The following is an 18,721-nucleotide window of genomic DNA, read 5'->3' on the forward strand; positions in this document are numbered from 1 at the left end:
CCGAACCGACGGTCAGCACCGGGTGTCGGCTGGCGTCGCGGTTGCTCGATGGTTACTCGAGCGTTGGGCGGCTAAGGTGCGGATCACCTGCCCACGTCGCCGCATTCGGCCCTGGGCTTCGTCACGTGCACGTGATCAACGGTCACCGCGCCTGACCCCCGCCGGCCGATGCCCGGCGTGAACCCTGACTCCCTCGATGCGAACAAGGGCAACTCGGTTACGCCACCTGCAGCGTGGCACAAGCGTGCTCGTTGCGCTGCTGGTCTGTGTTGGTTGCGGGGCGTCGAGGGTTCTAGTGCAAGATCGTCTCCCAGATTTCTCCCAGCAGAGTGCACCGCTGCGGGCTTGGCTGTGCGGATGGCTGTACAGCTAAGGCCCGTCGCTGTTGGTCGCCAGTGCCCACCATCGGGGGTGGCTTCGCTGACGTTCCGGTGGCTCGGGTCCGGTGATGTTCTCGGGCGGGTACCAAACGCCCCGCCACACTGGAACTCCAAGCGTCGTCCAGCCGCCTGGCAGCGCTCCGGGTTGGAAGTCCGTCAGATCTGGATCCTCGACCACCTTCGTCACGGGTGGCACGTGCATGCCGTACCGGTGCCTGAGGATCTCCACGCAGTCGTCAACGTCGTGGCCAGTCACGCCCGCCACAGGGGGCCAGGCGCGTGGGTAACTCGCGGAGATGTCGAAGTAGAGCCAGTACCTGTGCATCTCTCCCCGGCCTAGTCAGACCCGGGACGCGCTCAACCGCCTGGGTGAGAACCTCGGATCAGCTCCACTGCTGTATCCGGCCCAAACGACAGAGCCGGTGCTCGTCGCACCGGCTCTGACCTGCGGATATGTGGGCCGCCAGGGACTCGAACCCTGAACCAATGGATTAAAAGTCCACTGCTCTGCCATTGAGCTAGCAGCCCGAGGGTTACAGGGTACCGGGCCAGTCGCAGATGCCGGCACCGACTTTCCACTCACCGACGTTTGCCCAGCTCAAACGCCATGCCATGCCGCCTGGTCTCGGTCCGGCGATCTTGCTGGTCAGGCCGCCGGGTGGTCCATGGAGGGCAGTTGCTCAACTCTCGAGCAACCAACGAGCAACCACGAGGCGAGCGACCCGCAGCCCCGTGACCCTTGCCTGTCGCGCACAGAAACCATCGGTCAGCGCGCGATCTGGCCGCTCGGGACAGACGTCGACGGCGGTGCATGGCTTGCGTTCGGGTCCGTACGATCTGGCGTGGGCGTCGCTTCGCAGCGTCGGATGCGCGTTCAGGACGAGGGCCGAGAGGCGGCGGAGGAAGCCACTCGAGGCACGGCGGGACGGCACCCCCTGGGTACCCTCCGCGGATGACCGCGAACTTCCACCCTGTGCGGACCGTACACGTCGGCACCCGACACGCCGAGATCGACGAGCTGCTCGCACCCGTCATCGAGGCCGTCTGGCGCAACGACCTCGTAACGCTGACCAGCTGCCAGGACGCCGGCGAGAGCAACGCCAGCTGGGTCGACCTCCTGCCCCACATGGCAGGCTACGTCGAGTCACGCCGAGGCTGGGCGTTCATCGACTTCCCACAGGACGACGGCCTGGAGTTCCTCACCGTCCTCGCCAACGCCGGTCCCCGGGACGCCTTCTACGCCCGCATGACCCACTGGGCCGCCCCGTCGGCGTGGGACATCAAGATCAGGCCGCGGGACGTCGCGATGCGCGACTGGCCTCAGCCCTCCCGCTTCGTGACCCGCATGCTGCAGGTCTGCTTCCCAGTCACCGACCTGCCCGAGATGCTGCGCCGGCTGCAGGCCGGCGAGACCGTCCCGCCGGCTCCCGCGGACTGGACCAACGTCGGCGGCTCCCGCCCGTCACCGGTCACGTTCCCTGCCTCCCCGCCGTCACCGTCACCGCCGGTGATCCGCGCGATCGAGAGCTCCGGCGCCACCTGGGACGCCCCCGACCGCACCACTCTGGCCCGTCTGCTCGGGGACCTGAACCTGACCTGGCGCCACCTCGTCCTCGAACGCTGCGATCTGCCCGGCAGCGAGCACTACCTGCAGATCTACCTCAACAACGACTTCAGCTATCAGGTCGAGTTCCGCGAGGGCGGCGCGGAGCGCCACTACCGGGCCCACTTCCCGGCCCAGCCGGAGGCCGGCGGCACCGAACCCCTCCTCGACCTGATCCTCGCCTGGTCCGCCGCCCACCCCGGCTGGCGCGACACCCTGCAGTGGTTCCTCCTGGACACCTAAGGCGTGGTTGGTACGTGGATGCCGGGCTGCGGTGGACCCAGGCGTCGCCTCGCTCCGACCCGACTTACCAAACACGCCTTAGGCCTGTTCGGCGTGGGTCAGCGGGTTGGGCAGGCTGCGCAGCAGGCCGCCGTCGAGACGCACGGTCAGGCGGCGGCCGGCGAGTTGTAGCCGATGGGGTGTTGCCGACCGGCCAGGCTGACCAGGCCGGTGGCGTTGGCGGATCGACGAGTTCCTCAGCGGCACGTCGGGCTGACAGAAAGTCGGTCAGGATTCCGCAGCTGACCTCCAAGCCTGCAGGGTCAGTCGGAGTCCTCCCACTCAGCCTCGGTGAACCCGCGCCACGCGCCTGTGTTGGGGTCACGGACAAGCCAAGGTTGATGCAGCCGGTCCTGCGTCCACCGCAGCAGCCACGAAGCCAGGGTCATATCCTGGCGGAACAGGGCCGCCGCGAACTCGTCCTCGGGCGGAGGATTGGGATCTACTGCCCACATCGACCCGAGAGGGTCACGCAGGTCGACGAACGAGGTGATGCCGCAACCCCAACGGCAGATCGTCAACAGGTTGCGCGCCTCTGGCGGGAACCCCTCCGGCCATGGATGATCGAGATAGCTAGGCGCGAGCTCAGCGACCGGGAGCAATCCGTAACCGGGGCCGAAGCCCCCGTCGCCCAACTCCAGGTAGCAGCGACGCAGCAGCCGGGGCAGAGACCCCCCGATGGCTGCTTCACACCCATTGACCGCATCGACCGCTGCCGGTTCTAACGGCGGCAGCGCCGGAATCCGCCCGGCCGCTCGCGCCGCCCCAAATCCTGGCTCCCACCGGTGGTGCATGCGCGCGAGCTGACCGTCCGGCGCGTACCTGACCGAGCCGCCGCCCTCGAGGTCTTCACCCGGAACTCCGAGCATCGAGTCCAGGTACTCGCCAGCCTCAATGCGTCCCCGGACGGCCTCGAACGCCCTCTCCTCTTCCTCGTCTTCCGTCACGCCACGATCATGCCCGAGGGGTACGACATCGATGGGCGCTATGTATGTGCTGGCATACGCGTCAAACATCTTTGCGCCGAGGTGGTCGACGCCCGAGTCCCATCGGCAACTTGCTATGACTCCGTACCGTTGGGTGACGGAGGTGGCGATGGCGGTGCGTCGAACCCGCGGGGAACGGTACCGGTTTCGTCGGCTGCTGTTGCAGGTCTGGCTCAGCGCCGGTCTGGTTGCTGCGGTGGTCGCCTCGCCCCTGCTGCTGGCCTGGGTGTCGTCGTGGCCGGTGCGGTGGCCTGAGCTCAGTGATGTCGGACAGGCGTACGGCACCGTCTCGGCGGTGCCGTCGGCGCTCGGCTTCTGCGGTATCGCGATCTCTGTCTACATGCAGCGGGAGTAGTACCGGGTTGCCGAGCAGCAGGCCGTCCGCCAGCGGCACTTCGACCTGCTGACGTTCACGATCCACAACCCCGAGTACCTCGACGTGTGGGGTGCCCCGGCGCCGGGCGGCCGGCCCGCGCAGTACGGCAGGGGCTGCACACCTTCAGCAACCTGGTTGTCTCGCACTGGTACATGCTGTGGCGGATCGACAGCATCAGCGAAGCGGATCTTCGCAGCGAGGCAGCCAACCACCTTCTTCCGCGGCGCCATCGGCCGTGAGTTCTGGTCCTGCAACGGTGCGACGTGGATCCTCCAACCGGATCCGATCGCCCGCCGGTTTCTCGCCGTGCTCGACGACGAGTACGCCCGCGCCTAGCGCGCGGGTCCGCCAGCCCCTGCGATGCCGGCGCCGCCGGCCGTTCCGTTCGACCGCCCGGCACGACCAGGCAGGTCAGGACGGGGCGCTCCGAAGGCCACAGCACTTGGCGCAGGCCTTTTCGCCGCAGCAGTGCTCGGGTACCTCGCCGGGCGGCGCTTGCGATCCCGACCGGCGTATTATCGAACACATGTACGATGATCGCGTTGGCGACGAAACCCGCCGCCTGGCGAGCGTCAGTGATGCCGCGCTCGTTGCGGAGATCCGGGAGGCGCTCATTGCGGTCCTGTGGTGCGGAGATGCCTGGCGTGCGGTGCTGCCGAGCACGGCGGAACGTCAGGACCGCGCTCGTGTCGAGCTCCTCGCCGCGCTTCGTGAGGGGCTAATACTTGCCGGGCCGGCAGCGTCCATGCACGAGCTTGCCGTCATGGCCGCCCCGGTCTTGAACCCGTTCTGGCCGGGGTCAGCCGGCGCGGCTGCAGCGCTGGCCGAGTCGGTCGAGATGTTACGCGTCGTGGTGATGCATCGGCTCCCGCACATCCGCGCAGCCCGTGCTGAGGCCGCCGGTCGGGGCGCGACGCGGCCGTAGCCCAGCAGCAGTGCACGCGCTCAACGGTCGCCGTGTACACCTGGTGCAACCACGTCCGCCCACGCCTTCCGTTGCCCTACATCACGAAGCTGACAGCGCGCCGGCACATCGCAACGGTCGGCTGACCGCGGACGTTGCCGACGAGGACGCCCGGCGGCCCAGTGCTGTTCGGCCGCACCCTTCGCACCGGTCATCGGTGATCGGATGTCCACTCACTTCGAACCGATCTCTAGTCCTTCACGAGATGCAGCAGCCAGTCCGAGCCTGTCCTTATCAGCGCGTACGTTCGCGGGGCGCCCCGGCCATGCAGTGTGAACACGATGCGCTCGTCGTTGCGATCCACCTCTTTCCACCAGCCGATGTCGGCGATCTCTTTGTCGGCGTCGGTGTACGTGAGGTGCTCGAGGCCGTGATCCGGCACCGCGACCGCCAGCCGGTTGTGCTTCGGGTCCTCCGGCAGGCCGCGAGGCACCGCCCACGAACGCAGGATGCCGTCCTCTTCAAGACGCAGGTCGAAGTGGTGCCGCGGTTTGTGATGCTCGTGCAGCACAAACGTCGCCCGCCCCTGATCATCCACGCCTGCCAGTTTGCCTCATAGGGGCGTTCGGACCAGGGCTACGCCGATCTCCACCGCCGATGACGAGGTGAAACAGCGCCTCCACCATGCGGTCGACTACGTCGTTGCGCCTAAGCCCTCAGCGTGTCCCAAGTGCGCACATCTGCCGCAATCCACGCGCTACAGACCGCGATGGCCCAACTGGTGGCTCGGCGCGCGGATCTGCCGAGAAGAGCGCGTCACTGCGAGACGCAGCTGTTAGACCTTCCGGCCATGCGGGCGTCGTGACGGCCAGGGCGCCGGATGACGGCGGGTCTGCCGGTCAGCGCAGTGCGTCGGTGATCGCCTCGGCGGGGGTTGTGGTCGGCCGTCCGATCAGACGCCGCAGGTCGCCGGAGTCGGTGAACATCTCGTCACGGCTCATGGCCAGGTCGGCGCTGACGAGAACGTTCGCCAGTTCCGGGGGTACGCCGGCGTCGAGCAGCGCCCGGGTGAACGTGTCGGCCGGGAGGTCGGTGTACTGGATGCGCCGGCCGGTGACGACCGAGATGGCCGTGGCCAGCTCGGCCAGTGTGAAGGCGTGGTCCCCGCCCAGTTCGTAAACCTCGCCGGTGTGGCCGTCGGTGGACAGCACGACCGCGGCGGCGTCGGCGTAGTCGGCGCGCGTCGCGGCGCTGATCCTTCCCCGGCCGGCGGCCCCGATCAGGGCTCCGCCCTGCATCACCCGGGGAAGCTGGGAAGTGTAGTTCTCCAGGTACCAGCCGTTGCGCAGCAATACGCTGGGCAGGCGCTCGCGTAGGTACTTCTCTGTGGCACTGTGGGTCGGGGCGAGTCTTGCCGTGGACGTGTCCGCGTGAAGCATGCTCGTGTACGCGACCAGGGAGATGCTCGCCGCGACGGCGGCGTCGATGGCGCGCCGGTGGTTGGCGACACGCTCGCTCGGAGTCGTGGTGGAGATCAGCAGAAGTTTCTCCGCGCCCTCGAAGGCCGCCGCGAGGCTGGCAGGCTCGGCGAAGTCGGCCCGGCGGACCGTGACACCGCGGTCAGCGAGGTCCTTGATCTTCGTGACGTCACGGCTGGTCGCGACGATCCGGGAAGCTGGGACACCGCGGTTCAGAAGCGCTTCGACGGTGTGCCGGCCCAGCTGTCCAGAGGCGGCGGTAACAACGATCGACATGGTGATGGCCCCTTCCGCCGCGGAACATCCGCAGCGCTGCCCCCACGATGACCTGCTCGCTCTCTTTTGGTAAGGACGCACTTGCGGGTAAGGTGACCACCTCGACGTAAGGATCGAGGTGGGGTTGGTGACGACATACCGGGACGTGAACGAGCACACATTCTCGTGGGACCCCTACGTCCGTGGCTGTCCGTCGCGTGACGTGCTCGACCAGATCGGCAGCAAGTGGGCGGTTCTCGTGCTGGGGGAGCTCGGCCGGCATGGGGCGTGCCGTTTTACGCAGCTGCGGCAGCGGCTTTCAGGGATCAGCGAGAAGATGCTCGCCCAGACGCTGCGTACGCTTGAACGCGACGGCCTGCTGCTCCGGACGGTGTACCCGGAGACGCCGATCCGCGTGGAGTACGAGCTGACATCGCTCGGCGAGACCCTGCGAGGCCCCCTGAAGGCGCTCACGGACTGGTCGGTGCAGCACATCAGGGAAGTTCTCGAAGCTCGTGAGGAGTACGACGAGCGCGCCGGGAAGCGATAGGGGGTGCGCTTCTCTCTGAGTGACTTTCTCGGGATCTGCAACGACAGGGGCGAAGACGCCTAGATCGGTCGGTGCTGGAAAGGGGCGCGGAGCCCTCTGTAGGTAATTCTCCCCCGATCGGCGCCGCGGGCAGGGGGCCGGAGGATTTGCCAATCAGGAGCCGCGGTCTGTTCAGCAGCGTCCCGGTGCCGTTCGTCGGCGCCGCGCGATGCGTTGCCCTACAGCGCCGCCGGCCATGGCGACCCAGCCCTGCCAGAGCCCGTCGAACCACTGCGGCCCAAGCCCGAAAAGCCAATGCGTAGTGGCATACAAGCAGACGAGCGAGACGCTCGCTGCCAACCCGCCCCAGGCGAACGGCACCCAGCCCGACTTGGTGGAAGGCCAGTCCGGGTAAGTCGTCGGCACGGCAAGATCTTGTCAGAGCTACGCGGTTGCCGCCATCGGCCGCAGGGACACGGCCGGTATCCGGATTTGCCGCTGGGCGCTCGTGGTGCGCAGTCGCGATTGGTCGGCACCCAGCGGTCGACTACTTGCTGTTAACCTCGCGAGGCCGCGAGCTGCGAACTTGCGCACCTGCTCGTCCGGATCGGCGAGCAACGCACGAAGCGTGGGTTCGGCTGCCCGATCGCGCAGCCCGCCCAGATACCAGCCGAGGACCATCCGCACGTGCGGAACCGGATCATCAGCGAGCGGCAGCAACACCTCCAGTGCCCCAGGCCTCGCCCGGAAGGACACCATACCGGCAGCCTGTGAACGGACCATCGGGTCAGCATCGTCAAGCAGCGACCGGGCCACAGCGTCGGCCCGCTCGACGTCCGGTTGGTTCGCGAGGCCCTCCAATGCCGTGGGCCGTATCCGCTTCTGCCGCCGATCGGGCGTTGGCCCTCGCCCACGATGGTCACGCTCCGTACATCGCTTCGGCAGCTCGATCTGCAGAGCGGCTCACGGACATGCCGATGTCCGTGCGTGTTCAGGTCAACCTGTGGAGTCGTACGACCAATGTAGGAAGACGTCCGGCTTCATCCGCAGCCACAGCGTGGCGGCCGGTGCATCGTAGGGAAAGTCGACCCGTAGTAGTTCGTGCCCGTGCGTGCGGTCGGTCCCGACGGTACGGACACCGGTCAAATCGAGTTGCACTAGCTCAGGGCCTCCAGCTGCGGCTCGCAGCCGCAATCGGACCTGTTCGTAAGCCGGTTGGATATCCAATTCGATGCCGTACCCGGCCCGGACGGCCCGAAACGTCACCGATGTGTACGGCCACGGAGAGCGCCAACCGTGTCGGCTGTCCGCCGGACGTTCTTAGGCTGCGTCCAGGTAGCTCGGCTCAGCCTCGAACAACCATACGAGATCGTCGTAGCTCGGGATCGGTTCCATGACCACCGTGGAATGCTCACACATGCCGGGTCACAACATCGCACCCAGGCGCCCGCCCATAGCCGCGTTCCGCGCGCTACGCGGCGTGACGACCGCAACGGACCTTGGCGAACTGATCTGCCGAAAGTAGTGCGCTCGCATCCGACCGTGTCAAACGGTCGACAATCCGTGGTGTCGGCTGTCCGTTCTCGGTGAAGTTGAGCCAGTCGCGCAGGGTGGGAGCCATTCCGCTTCGCTTCTCACCGAGATGAGCCACATGAAGGGCGCCGGGCGCTCGGTGGTTCGGTGGAGGCGTCAGCGTGACACTAACTTCACGCCTCGATGCGCACCCAGGTGTCTCCGGCACGAAGCCATAGGACCCCATCGCGACCTTGACCGCATCGCATGACAACGGGACCTGGTGTCTCAACGATCTGGCGTTCCGTCGTGGCCCATGAACCGTCGACCAACTCGGCCCGGGTAACCGCGGTCGAGTTCTTGTTGTGGACTCGCCGAGTCAAAATGGCGTGATGGCCACGTACGGCCAAACCGTCCGGGGCCTCGACCGGACAGGGCCAACTGGTCACCTCGCCGGTCGCGGGGGTGATCCGGGTCAAGAAGGTGCCCCCGGCACCGGGTCGCGAGTACCAGGCCAGCCACACCTGATCACCGTCTGTGGCGGCGCTGAACCCTGCCAATGGCCACTCTGGGAGGCGTCCGTTCGGCGCCCAGAGGGTCTGACCCCGGCTATCCCAACCGGCGAGTCCTGCCGCGGATTGCGGATGGCTGCCGTAGATACCTTCGTCGCCGTAGGCCGTCCAGATTGATCCGTCCTGACCCGACACCAGAACATCGATGTCATCACCGATGCAGAAGGAGTCCTCCACCGCACCCTCCGGGGAATATAAAAGGGCGTTCGGCTTCCAAAATCCTTTCTCATCCTTATGGGCTCGACCACTCACGATGAGGAGCCGGCCGCCTGGCGGGAGGGCGATGTGACTGGGCCGTACAGGGATCGATCTGATGATGCGGTGATCTACCGACCCGTCGGCTTGCCGGATCACCAGCACGCCGTCGAAGGGCACCTCGGGCATCCAGCCCAGCCATCCGGCGATGGACGAGGCATGGCTCAACTGCCCTTGATTGACGAACAGCACTGCAAGCTGCTGTGACGGGCTCACGGTCCACCACAGCGGCCGCCCCCGCATCCGAAGGTCAGCTGCAGCCGGCTCCCACACCTGTTGCACCGCGACCGCCACTCAGTCCTCCAACACGACGTTCCGTAGGCCCACGGAGAGCGTACGGATTAGGGGAGAGCTGATGCCACGGCCTCAGCCTCAGCCCGCGACTACCTGTTGCACGGGCATAGCGGCGTGGCGGACGAGGCCCTCTGATGGCGCGACCAAACCTGCCGTGGCGTGCTGATCTGCCGCGGGTCTCGCGCAAAGGCTGGCCGAAGATCGTCACCCTCCGCTGCGACGGCTTAAAATGCCGCCGACGGGCACTCGTGCCGTGGAGGGGACGCCGAGACGCTTGGTCTCAACCCTGCAGGATGACCCAGACCCGGTCGAAGCGGCCGGCAGCAAGGTCCTCGCTGCGGATCCAGAAGTACAGCACGCCCGTGTCGCCCCACATCCAACCGAGCCCGTCCTCATCGGTGTCCACCTGCCACAGCAGCCGCCAGTCCGCGGCGCCGGCCTGCAGGCCTGGGACGCGAGGGTCGTCGCCGTAGCCGCGCATCGCCATGAGATCGACGCCGTTGGAGACCAGTTGACAGTCCAGGTGCATCGAGCCCTGCTGCAGGTCCGGCCATCCGAAGATGCGGTGCACGGGCCCGGGTCCATCGTCGAGCTGAAGGCGCTGGTAGGCCCAGGCCGCCGGGGTGTCCTTGGCCCAGACCGCCCTTATCACCGGCTCCCACTCGTCTGGCATGCTCAGCACCCGGCGCCCCGCCATACACCTGGCCGGGAACGTGACCGCGCCGTCGGGGACTCGCGCCGGGGCGGCGGTGACCGCGTCGGCGGCAACGACCCGCCAGAGCCGGGCGTCCTGCGGAGCGAGGCCCCAGCCCGCTTGCTCGTCAACATCGAAGAAGAAGGCGAGCAACGTCCCGGCGGGCAGGACCGCCGCGCCGACCCACGTGTTCACCTCGTCGCAGTGCCACTGCCCGACCAGGCACAGCGGCCGCCCGTCCTCTGTACGCGGCCAGGCGAAGTCCGCGCCGACGAGGGGCACACCCCCGAACCGGGTCACCGCAGCGTCCGACGCGCACGCTTCGGGCGCCCGGAGCCGTACCGACGGCAGCTGCAGGCCGGCCAGGGCCGTCGCGACGCCTGCATCGAGCGTGGCGTACAGCGCCGCCAACCCGGCCATATCGAGCTCCACAGGTGCGCCCCTTTCAGCCCGCTGGGCACCGATCGCCAGCGGCCGCTCCGTACGCCCGGTGTGGCCGCGGCAGAAGCGCGTCCATGCCCGCGAGCATAGATCCACTGTGGGTGCGCGGATCTGCCGTTGCGACACGATGTCACACCTTGCGAGTGAACTCGCTGATTGGAGGCCGACTGATGTCGGTGGTGTAGTTCCGGGCTCGTGCTCATGGCCTGGCCCCGCTCTTGGCGTGCGTCGCTGGTAACGGTGGGGTGCGAAGCCCGAGAGGAAGCCGAAGGGCCCCTGTTCCATCCGGGGGCCACGGGCAAGGGGCAGACCGGGCGGGTGAATGGCGTGAACCTTCGTTGATGCCTCGTGAAACGTAGCTCCGTGGTGGTTAGTAACAGCGGAGTGGAGGGACTAGCCGCTGCGTAGCGGCAGGCGCCGGTCGGGCACGGCATCCGACCGGGAGAGCACCGCTGTCCCCGGGGTCGAGAAGGCACCCAATCCGGTCGTAGCTCGTCGGTGTGGAACGTGGGAACCCCGTCGAGGTCCAGCTGCTGGCGCGGCTGGTAGGCCGACCGTGAGGGAGGCGGAAGTCCTCGGCGGGATTGGGATGACCCGAGAAGCGAATGCCGGTGGCCGAAAGGCAGCAGGAAACCGCGGCGATGCACCTGCCCCTCCAGGCGGGTGCCGTGGATAACTGGCCGGATACCAGGCCGTGGTGCCCGGCCGCGCGAGCGGGCTGACGCGGGTCAGGTGAGCCTGTGCCGAGACGATGACAATGAGGCCGGTACCGATGGACAAGTTGGACGCCGCAGCGACTTCGGTCGGGGTGGTGAACGGACCTGAGGACGATGTTCTCAACTGGAGCGCTGTGCGTTGGCGCAAGGTTGAGGACGACGTACGGCGTCTGCGGCAGCGGATCTTCACGGCGACGCAGGCGGGGGACCTCAAACGGGTCCGCAGTCTGCAGAAGTTGATGTTGCGATCCCGGTCGAACACGTTGGTGAGCGTGCGCCGGGTGACCGAGATCAACGCTGGACGCTTGACCGCCGGCGTCGACGGTCAGCTGGTGCTGACCGCCGACGACAAGGCGAGCCTGACGGGCTGGATCGATGCGCATCGGCCCTGGCAGGCTCATCCGGTCAAGCGGGTGTATATCCCGAAAGCAGGCGGGAAACGACGCCCACTCGGTATTCCGGTGATCGTCGACCGGGTGTTGCAGGCCCGGATCGTCAACGCGCTGGAACCTGAGTGGGAGGCACGGTTCGAGCCGAAGTCATACGGCTTCCGGCCGGGCCGGGGCTGTCAGGACGCGATCCAGGCCATCTTCAACACGGTCAGCGGCAAGACCGCGCACCGGGTGTGGGTGCTGGACGCGGATCTGACCGCCGCGTTCGACCGGATCGACCACGAGCACCTGCTCCGGCAGCTCGGCGGGTTCCCGGCCAGGGAACACGTCGCCGGGTGGTTGCGCGCCGGTGTGGTCGAACGCGGCCGGTTCTCCGTCACCGAGCAGGGCACGCCGCAGGGCGGTGTGGTCAGTCCGCTGCTGCTCAACGTGGCCCTGCACGGGATGGAACACGCCGCTGGAGTTCGCTACCGCCGTCTCGACGCGCACGGCGCCGACACCGGCAGGAACTCTCCGGTCCTGATCAGATACGCCGACGACCTCGTCGCCCTCTGCCACACCAGGCAGCAGGCCGAACAGGTCCAAGCACGGCTCGCCGACTGGCTGGCACCCCGCGGGCTGGCCTTCAACGAGGACAAGACGTGCATCGTCACCCTCGATGACGGGTTCGACTTCCTCGGGTTCAACGTCCGCCGATACCACGGCAAGCTGCTGATCAAACCGAGCACAGCGGCGATCAGACGGATCCGGGGACGGCTGCGCACCGAGATCCGGTCCCTGCGAGGGGCACCGACGGTCGAGGTGCTCGCCCGCCTCAACCCGATCGTTCGGGGCTGGGCGGCCTATTACCGGCATGTGGTGTCCAGCGAGATCTTCACCTCGCTGGATCACTACCTGTGGAGGCTCACCTACAAGTGGGCCAGGCACAGGCATCGGAACAAGCCGACGAGGTGGATCGTCAGCCGCTACTTCGGCAGGTTCAACACGTCCCGGCGAAACGTGTGGGTGTTCGGCGACCGTGACAGTGGCGCCTACCTGCACAAGTTCGCCTGGACGAAGATCGTCCGGCACCAGATGGTCACCGGGGCCGCATCACCAGATGACCCGGCCCTGACCGGCTACTGGACCGCACGGCGGCGCAGAACCACCCGGCTACCCGTCGACTACACCAGCCAACGCTTGCTCGACGAGCAACACGGCCGGTGCGCCATCTGCGGCGAGCTGCTGCTGCACGCCGATCACCCGCCACAAACCCCACGCGACTGGGAACAGTGGCTGGGCGGTACCCGCAAAGCCTTGGCGCGCAACGCCATCACTTTACGGGACAACGGAACACCGGACGAACCACAACTCCGTCTCCTCCACACACACTGCCACCGGCGCAACCCCAACCGGCGGCAGGCCAGCACCGCAGCCCGCCAGCCCGCTACAGGGCTTGCTTGAGCCGGATGCGCGGAAACGCGCACGTCCGGTTCTGAGGGGGGCCACGCGCAGTAATGCGCGTGGCCTACCCGGCCGATGAGGGCGCGCTCAGCCGTCATGCTGTTACGCCGGGCTCCAAGGCAACCTCCGGTTGGCCGCGCCGCCCAGCCCGGGAGGAGGACCGGATCGTCGAGAATGGACAACAGATGACCTTCATGAAACTCTCCGCAGAGAATTCTAGGGAATTCGTCGAAAGGTTTGGGGAGTTCGAGGATGGTGTAATCACTGGGATTCGACTGCATTTGCCGAGGGGGCCAGTTGCCGGTCGAGTCGCCACGTTTGACATCCAGGCCGTGGATACGACCGACGGGAACGAATGGCGTCTTGTTCAGCTTGCAGTCGGAGGCGTCTTCGAATATCAATTCACCTGCAGCACGCGGCAGACCTATTTCGTCCTCTCGGACGGCCTGAGGTTGGACTGTACATCCGAGCGATGCGTGCTGGATCTTGATCCGGGGCCGGATGAGTGGATGCCGGAGCAGGTAGCGGAAAGGGGGGAGTACTCCAAGCAGTACGCGATCGGGGCCTGGTGTGAATACACGGTACTGGATGGCCCATTCATCTGAGCATGTCGTTTAACCTTCGCGCTGCTTGTGGTCCTTGACCGACGTGCGCCAGATTCAGCGTGGACTGATCTACTACCGGAATCATGTGATGTGCATATTCGATCTGGGAGTGCTGTGTGAACGAGCCAGAAAGCTCGGTGCCTGATTCTGTATCCGCGAGGCAGCGGAGAGTAGGGGAACTCCTAAGGGCTGGCGCCGGCGTCGACCCTCCACGAGCACAGATGCTCGAATCCATCGTGCGGGCCCGGCAAAAGGTGGCAGAAACCCGGGGAGTCGGCTACGACCTAGAGAAGTGGCCAGCGTGGCAGATCCGTCTCGGCGGAGTCCAAGAAAAATGCGGCCGTGATCGCAATAATCGAAGGCTCCGAACTCAAGGACGAAGTAGTGGCCCAGTATCTCGCCCGTCATCCCGAGCGGCGCCAACTCGTGGGCGATCTGCTGGAAACACTTTAGGAGCCTCAGGACGATGGCTTGCGAATCGCACGGCGTGTCCGCTCATGGCACCCCTCTGTGTCAAGAGGCCGTGAGGAGGGGTGTTCTAGAGTGGGTTGTGGCGGGTCCGGGAAGTGGCTTCTCCGAAGTGCTGGCTGTCGGGATCGAGCCGGCCGCGCTGGATTGCAGAGTCGCTCCCGTTTGCCCTCCCGGGCTCGTCCGCATGTGTCGCGCGTCCTTGACCATGTGCTGGTAGACCACATTGGACAGTCGGCGTTTGAGGCTGCGCATGGCTTCCATGGAGCTTTTGCCCGCGGCGAGTTTGCGGCGGTAGTAGGCGCGGCCTTCGGTGTCGTTGCGCAGCTGGACGATGGCCATGATGTGCAGGACCCGGTTGATGCGCCTGTTGCCGATGCGAGACAGCCGGTGGCGGTGCTGGTCGCCGGAGGATGCGTCGATCGGTGCCGTGCCGTTCCAGGACGCGAAGTGGTCGCGGTTGGCGAACCGGTTGATGTCACCGATGTCGCCCAGGAGCCGGGCAGCTCCAGACGGTCCGATCCCGTTGAGCTGCTGCAGCGTGCTGCCGGTCGATGCGATCAGCTCGCTCAGCTGGGTGTTCGCAGCTTTGATCTTCTTGTCGATGACGGCAATCTCGGTGATGAGTTCCGAGGCCAACTGCCGGCGGGTGCGCCCGACGATGTCACGCGGCCGGACGGTGTTGAGCAACGCGCGGGCCTGTGGTGCAGACAGGAACGTCTTGGCTCCACCGGGGACGAGCTCGAGCAGCAGGTGATGCAGCCGGCTCACCGCGTCAGTCCGGGCCCGCCCCAACGTGTCGCGGCGGTCGACCAGCAGCTTGAGGGCGACCGTGGTGTCCTCAACGGTCACCTGACGCAGACCACTGGCGCGTAACGCGGCGACCGCCACGCAGTGCGCGTCGGCCGGGTCGGTCTTGCGGCCCTGGGCGGTGTCGAACAGCCGGGCTCGGGCCGACAGCTTCGCCGGCATGTCGAGCACGGTCTCCCGGTCGGCAACGAGCCGCTGGGCGACGTGCCGGCCGATGCCGTTACAGCCCTCGACTGCCCAGACCCGATCTTTGTGCTGCCGGCCAGCCTTGAGCATCGCGGCAAAGCCGTCACGGTCGGTACCGAAGCGGCCCTGCGCGAGGACCTTCTCCCGGCTGTTGATGATCTCGATTGTCGCCGACCGCTTGTGCGGGTCCATGCCGATGATGACGCGTGCCATCCATCTCTCCTCGCTACGACAATGCTGATGTCAGCGAGGAGGGCAACGCTACTTTGAGCTGGGCATACCCCTCTTGAGCCTCTCCGCGCCACGGTGACCGGAAGGACGCACGCCATGAGTGAGCCACACCAAACTGCGGTGGGCAGCCGCAATAGGAGCGATCCTCCCGATCACCTCGACCAAGCCTGGCCGGGGCTGCGGTCGTACCGCCAGTTAACAAGTAGCCGCGATCCGCGCGCTACGCAGCGTGATGGCCAAGCAGCTGCTCGGCGTGCGGATCTGCCGATGAGCGCGCACTCGGATCATGCTGCGCGAACGCCGGCCAGGCCGTCGGGTTCGATCGTAAAGTCCACAGCGACGGCCACATCCTCATCGCCGGCGGCAAGACCGAGGCCAGGAGGACACGCACACCGGTTCTACACCACTGGCGTTGCACCAGCTTCGTTCGTCTGAGGAACCGCCGGAACGGGTTCGTGAGGGCATCCCATCGGGCGGTAGGGCGGTAGGGCCAGGTTCCGAAGGTCATGCACGATACGGACTGTGCGTATTGAGCGTTTCGAGTTCTCCGTTGATTCCGTCGAGGCCGTCCCGGACGGGTGGCGGCTGGAGGGCGAGCCGGGTTATCACCCGCGGCACTGGGCACGGCCGGGTGAACGCTTCCGCCTGGCCTGCGAGGAGCATGGCCGGCGGCAGCGCGACGTGGAACTGGTCGTCGTCGATCTCACCGAGTCGTACGCCATCGTGAGCGGCACCGGCGGTGACCTGCTCCGGCCGGACGACATCGTGTCCGGTGAGCGCTCCGTCGCGGACCTCGCCGAAACGCGGCGGACGCCGGCCGAGGCTGCCGCGCATCTGGCTGAAATCCTGGATCTGCCGCCCCTGGCCGATTCCGCCGGGAACGGCAAGGACTGGTCGGCGGTGGAGACCGAGCTCGGCGTCACACTGCCTGGCGACTACAAGGCATTCATCGACGCCTACGGCCCGGGCTCGGTCGATGACCATGTCCACGTGTGCGCCCCCGACGCAGCCGAGGAATGGGCGGACCTGGTCAGGCAGAACTCCTACGCGCACGAGTGCGTCGGCGCGGAGTTCTTCGGGCGGGGCAACTGGCGGCGGGACTGGCATCTGGGTGACGCGTCGCATTGGAACCCGGACCGGGAAGACATTCCCTCATGGTTCGAGCCCGGCGACGACCTGATCTCCTGGGGACACACCGGGAACGGCGACTTCCTCTTCTGGCACGTCAAACCTGGCACGGACCCCGACAACTGGCCCGTCATGCTCAAAGAGGAAGGACCGCTCTGGGAGCAGTACGGAGCCGGATTCGCCACCGCACTGGCCGACCTGCTGACCGGCGATATCCAGTCGGAGTATCTAAGCCGCTGGCTGGGCGGTCCGCACTCCTACGGCCGCTGATCGGCCGCGGCCATGACCTTCAGAGCGGGGACGGTGACGCGGCGGGCCCCCGGGTGATAGCAGGTCCAGTGCGACGCGCACATCTGCCGCTGATCGGGCGCGGACCCGACCGCTCGTCGGGACGGGAAACCGGTGCTGTCCGCGACCGGCATAGCGCTACCGTGACGCGGTGACCGAGTCGGTTCCGACGCTCGTCGGGCTGCCACGACCGAGGGCGCTCACCGAGGCCGAGCATGCGTTGATGGTCCGGCTGGTGACGTTCGTCGATGTCCCAAGCCTCAGCGAACAGGTCGCGACGGTGCGCGTCGTGTCCACCTGCGACTGTGGCTGCGCGTCGGTCGGACTGCGCACCGAGGGACCGCAGGTGCCCGCAACGACTGTTGCGCGGCTCAGCGACACCGGGCGTGACGACTACTTCGCTGTGTCCGCGTCTGGCGGCGACGTCAGCGTCGTGCTGCACGTCCTCAGCGGATTCGTCGGAGAGCTGGAGATCTTCGCGGGCGAGGGCGTACCGGTAGCCGCGCCACACGCTGACACTGTGATCAACATCTGGATCGGATGACGTCCGCATTACCGCCAGGGCCGCCAGGCATCGACGACGCGGACAGCGACACCCCCTGCATGCAAGGTCACAGCGCGGCCAATAGCACCAGCATGACATCCGGATCTGCCGCGAGTGTTGCGCGGCGGCGGGGCCGTCGTCGTCACAGTGAGTTACAGGCCGAAGCGGCGCCGAGGCTTCCTGTCCTGCCGAGAAGAGTGCATGTCGCTTCCACAGACCGAGGCGTCGCCTGAGACGACGGCACGGATCTCCGGCCCTGTACTCTCCAGGCGTGGCCGCGAGCCGTAAAGCCGCTACCCCTACCCCGACAGCACCATTGCCGGATCGGCACGTCCTGCTCTGGCACCCTGATTGGGCGGCCCTAGGCCACGCCATGGGGCGTGCTGATGACATCCCCGTCGCGCTGTCGCAATTAACCGACGAGAACTCTGAAGTCAGAGCGAAGGCTCTGGAGTATCTCGAACGAGTAAATCACCAGAACACCATCTACTCCGCGACCGCACCCGCAGCTCTCTATATCGCCGGGATCTTGAACGATCCGTGGACCGCCCGAGCCATCAACGCCCGCTACCCCACCTGGCGAACGGAGTACCGCTGCTTACGTGCCGTGCTGCTGGATTGGCTCGGCGACATGGCGGACGACGTCGGTGACGAGACCGGACGGCTCGCCAGTAAGCACGGCTTCCCGCTGGACGGCGTACCAGAAGTCATCGCATTCAGGAGGGCTCGGCCGGCGATATTCGGCGCGGTTGCCCCGTTTCTGAGCGACGATGATCCCGATGTGCGCCGATCCGCCGTCATCGCGGCAGGCCAACTCCTCGACGCTCCCGAACTCGTCGGTCACCGCGCCGGACTCGTTGCACCGCTGAGGGACGTCCTAGCCAACTGCCCCAACAAATATCATCACGTCCGCGCCGAGCGCACACTTCTCGCGTGGGGCGAAGACCCCGCAACGCTCGCGGAGCTCGCCAGCTCCGCACCCGGCACGGAGGTTGAATTCATGCCTGAACGCTGGGCTTCCGACCCGCCGTTCTGATCACCTGTCCAGTACCGGAAAGTAGTCTCCTGGTCTCTGGTCGTGCGAAAGATCAGTCGGCGAGTTGTGCACTACTTTGCCGCTGTCCGAGCGCGCCGGTTGGACGGATCGCTGGCGGTCGGTGCGGCGTACAGGCCCGGGGGGCCGGCTGCTCCCGACGAGAGATGATCGGTGCATGGATCCGATCGTGCTTGACCGGCGATTCCGGGTGTGGCGCTACGGCGTAGGCCATTCACAATTGTTGCTGCACTCCCACGCCGGTGCCGCCGACGCCGAGCATCTCAACGTCCTGTTCGAGGACGTCCGCGCCGTC

The 18,721-nt window shown here is 66.7% G+C and carries 16 protein-coding genes and 1 tRNA gene; 9 read left to right on the plus strand and 8 right to left on the minus strand.

The window, feature by feature from the left end; all coding sequences use genetic code 11:
- Positions 1-836 precede the first annotated feature (836 nt).
- Positions 837-908 (minus strand) — tRNA-Lys (locus ABD901_RS03520).
- A gap of 424 nt (positions 909-1,332) precedes the next feature.
- On the opposite strand from ABD901_RS03520, the gene ABD901_RS03525 reads away from it, so the two are divergent.
- Positions 1,333-2,226 carry a hypothetical protein gene (locus tag ABD901_RS03525; RefSeq protein WP_345121033.1) on the plus strand — a complete coding sequence of 298 codons (894 nt, stop codon included), beginning with the start codon at positions 1,333-1,335 and terminating at the stop codon, positions 2,224-2,226.
- A gap of 302 nt (positions 2,227-2,528) precedes the next feature.
- Here the strand turns inward: ABD901_RS03525 and ABD901_RS03530 are convergent, their stop codons facing one another.
- Entirely contained in the window at positions 2,529-3,212 is a 684-nt protein-coding gene (locus ABD901_RS03530; RefSeq protein WP_345121035.1) for a hypothetical protein, read from the minus strand.
- 148 nt (positions 3,213-3,360) lie between these two features.
- On the opposite strand from ABD901_RS03530, the gene ABD901_RS03535 reads away from it, so the two are divergent.
- Positions 3,361-3,606: a hypothetical protein gene (locus ABD901_RS03535; protein WP_345121037.1), complete on the plus strand. Its 246-nt coding sequence runs from the start codon at positions 3,361-3,363 to the stop codon at positions 3,604-3,606.
- A 547-nt stretch (positions 3,607-4,153) separates the two neighbouring features.
- Positions 4,154-4,552, plus strand: a complete 399-nt coding sequence (locus ABD901_RS03540; RefSeq protein ID WP_345121039.1) for a hypothetical protein — start codon at positions 4,154-4,156, stop codon at positions 4,550-4,552.
- A gap of 229 nt (positions 4,553-4,781) precedes the next feature.
- Here ABD901_RS03540 and ABD901_RS03545 read toward each other — a convergent pair whose 3' ends face one another.
- Both ABD901_RS03545 and ABD901_RS03550 read right to left on the minus strand, forming a co-directional pair.
- Complete coding sequence (locus tag ABD901_RS03545) at positions 4,782-5,129, minus strand: DNA polymerase ligase N-terminal domain-containing protein (RefSeq protein WP_345121041.1); 348 nt, start codon at positions 5,127-5,129, stop codon at positions 4,782-4,784.
- 301 nt (positions 5,130-5,430) lie between these two features.
- The gene (locus tag ABD901_RS03550; RefSeq protein ID WP_345121043.1) at positions 5,431-6,285 is read right to left on the minus strand and encodes an SDR family oxidoreductase; all 855 of its coding nucleotides are present in this window, start codon (positions 6,283-6,285) and stop codon (positions 5,431-5,433) included.
- 118 nt (positions 6,286-6,403) lie between these two features.
- Here ABD901_RS03550 and ABD901_RS03555 point away from each other — a divergent pair, with 118 nt between their 5' ends.
- Positions 6,404-6,814 (plus strand): winged helix-turn-helix transcriptional regulator, encoded by a 411-nt coding sequence (locus tag ABD901_RS03555; RefSeq protein ID WP_380137583.1) that lies wholly within the window; start codon positions 6,404-6,406, stop codon positions 6,812-6,814.
- A 423-nt stretch (positions 6,815-7,237) separates the two neighbouring features.
- Here ABD901_RS03555 and ABD901_RS03560 read toward each other — a convergent pair whose 3' ends face one another.
- The 3 genes from ABD901_RS03560 to ABD901_RS03570 form a co-directional block, all read right to left on the minus strand.
- Positions 7,238-7,750, minus strand: coding sequence for a HEAT repeat domain-containing protein (locus tag ABD901_RS03560; protein ID WP_345121163.1), 513 nt, complete (start codon positions 7,748-7,750; stop codon positions 7,238-7,240).
- Positions 7,751-8,499: 749 nt separating this feature from the next.
- The gene (locus tag ABD901_RS03565) at positions 8,500-9,426 is read right to left on the minus strand and encodes a hypothetical protein (protein ID WP_345121047.1); all 927 of its coding nucleotides are present in this window, start codon (positions 9,424-9,426) and stop codon (positions 8,500-8,502) included.
- A 280-nt stretch (positions 9,427-9,706) separates the two neighbouring features.
- A complete protein-coding gene (locus ABD901_RS03570) occupies positions 9,707-10,552 on the minus strand; it encodes a YwqG family protein (protein ID WP_345121050.1) in 846 nt (281 codons plus the stop codon).
- 781 nt (positions 10,553-11,333) lie between these two features.
- Between ABD901_RS03570 and ltrA the strand changes: the two genes are divergently transcribed.
- Positions 11,334-13,112 carry a group II intron reverse transcriptase/maturase gene (ltrA, locus tag ABD901_RS03575; protein WP_345121052.1) on the plus strand — a complete coding sequence of 593 codons (1,779 nt, stop codon included), beginning with the start codon at positions 11,334-11,336 and terminating at the stop codon, positions 13,110-13,112.
- A 59-nt stretch (positions 13,113-13,171) separates the two neighbouring features.
- Positions 13,172-13,717 carry a hypothetical protein gene (locus tag ABD901_RS03580; protein WP_345121053.1) on the plus strand — a complete coding sequence of 182 codons (546 nt, stop codon included), beginning with the start codon at positions 13,172-13,174 and terminating at the stop codon, positions 13,715-13,717.
- Between the two features lie 513 nt (positions 13,718-14,230).
- On the opposite strand, the gene ABD901_RS03585 is transcribed toward ABD901_RS03580, so the two are convergent.
- Complete coding sequence (locus ABD901_RS03585) at positions 14,231-15,394, minus strand: IS110 family RNA-guided transposase (RefSeq protein WP_345121055.1); 1,164 nt, start codon at positions 15,392-15,394, stop codon at positions 14,231-14,233.
- Between the two features lie 699 nt (positions 15,395-16,093).
- Here ABD901_RS03585 and ABD901_RS03590 point away from each other — a divergent pair.
- The 3 genes from ABD901_RS03590 to ABD901_RS03600 all read left to right on the plus strand — a co-directional run bounded on the left by ABD901_RS03590 (position 16,094) and on the right by ABD901_RS03600 (position 18,408).
- The gene (locus ABD901_RS03590; RefSeq protein WP_345121057.1) at positions 16,094-16,810 is read left to right on the plus strand and encodes an SMI1/KNR4 family protein; all 717 of its coding nucleotides are present in this window, start codon (positions 16,094-16,096) and stop codon (positions 16,808-16,810) included.
- Positions 16,811-17,051: 241 nt separating this feature from the next.
- Entirely contained in the window at positions 17,052-17,372 is a 321-nt protein-coding gene (locus ABD901_RS03595) for a hypothetical protein (RefSeq protein ID WP_345121059.1), read from the plus strand.
- 271 nt (positions 17,373-17,643) lie between these two features.
- On the plus strand, positions 17,644-18,408 hold the full coding sequence (locus ABD901_RS03600) for a hypothetical protein (protein WP_345121061.1): 765 nt from the start codon (positions 17,644-17,646) through the stop codon (positions 18,406-18,408).
- Positions 18,409-18,721 lie beyond the last annotated feature (313 nt).

The sequence above is a fragment of the Dactylosporangium darangshiense genome (assembly GCF_039537565.1).
GTDB lineage: Bacteria > Actinomycetota > Actinomycetes > Mycobacteriales > Micromonosporaceae > Dactylosporangium > Dactylosporangium darangshiense.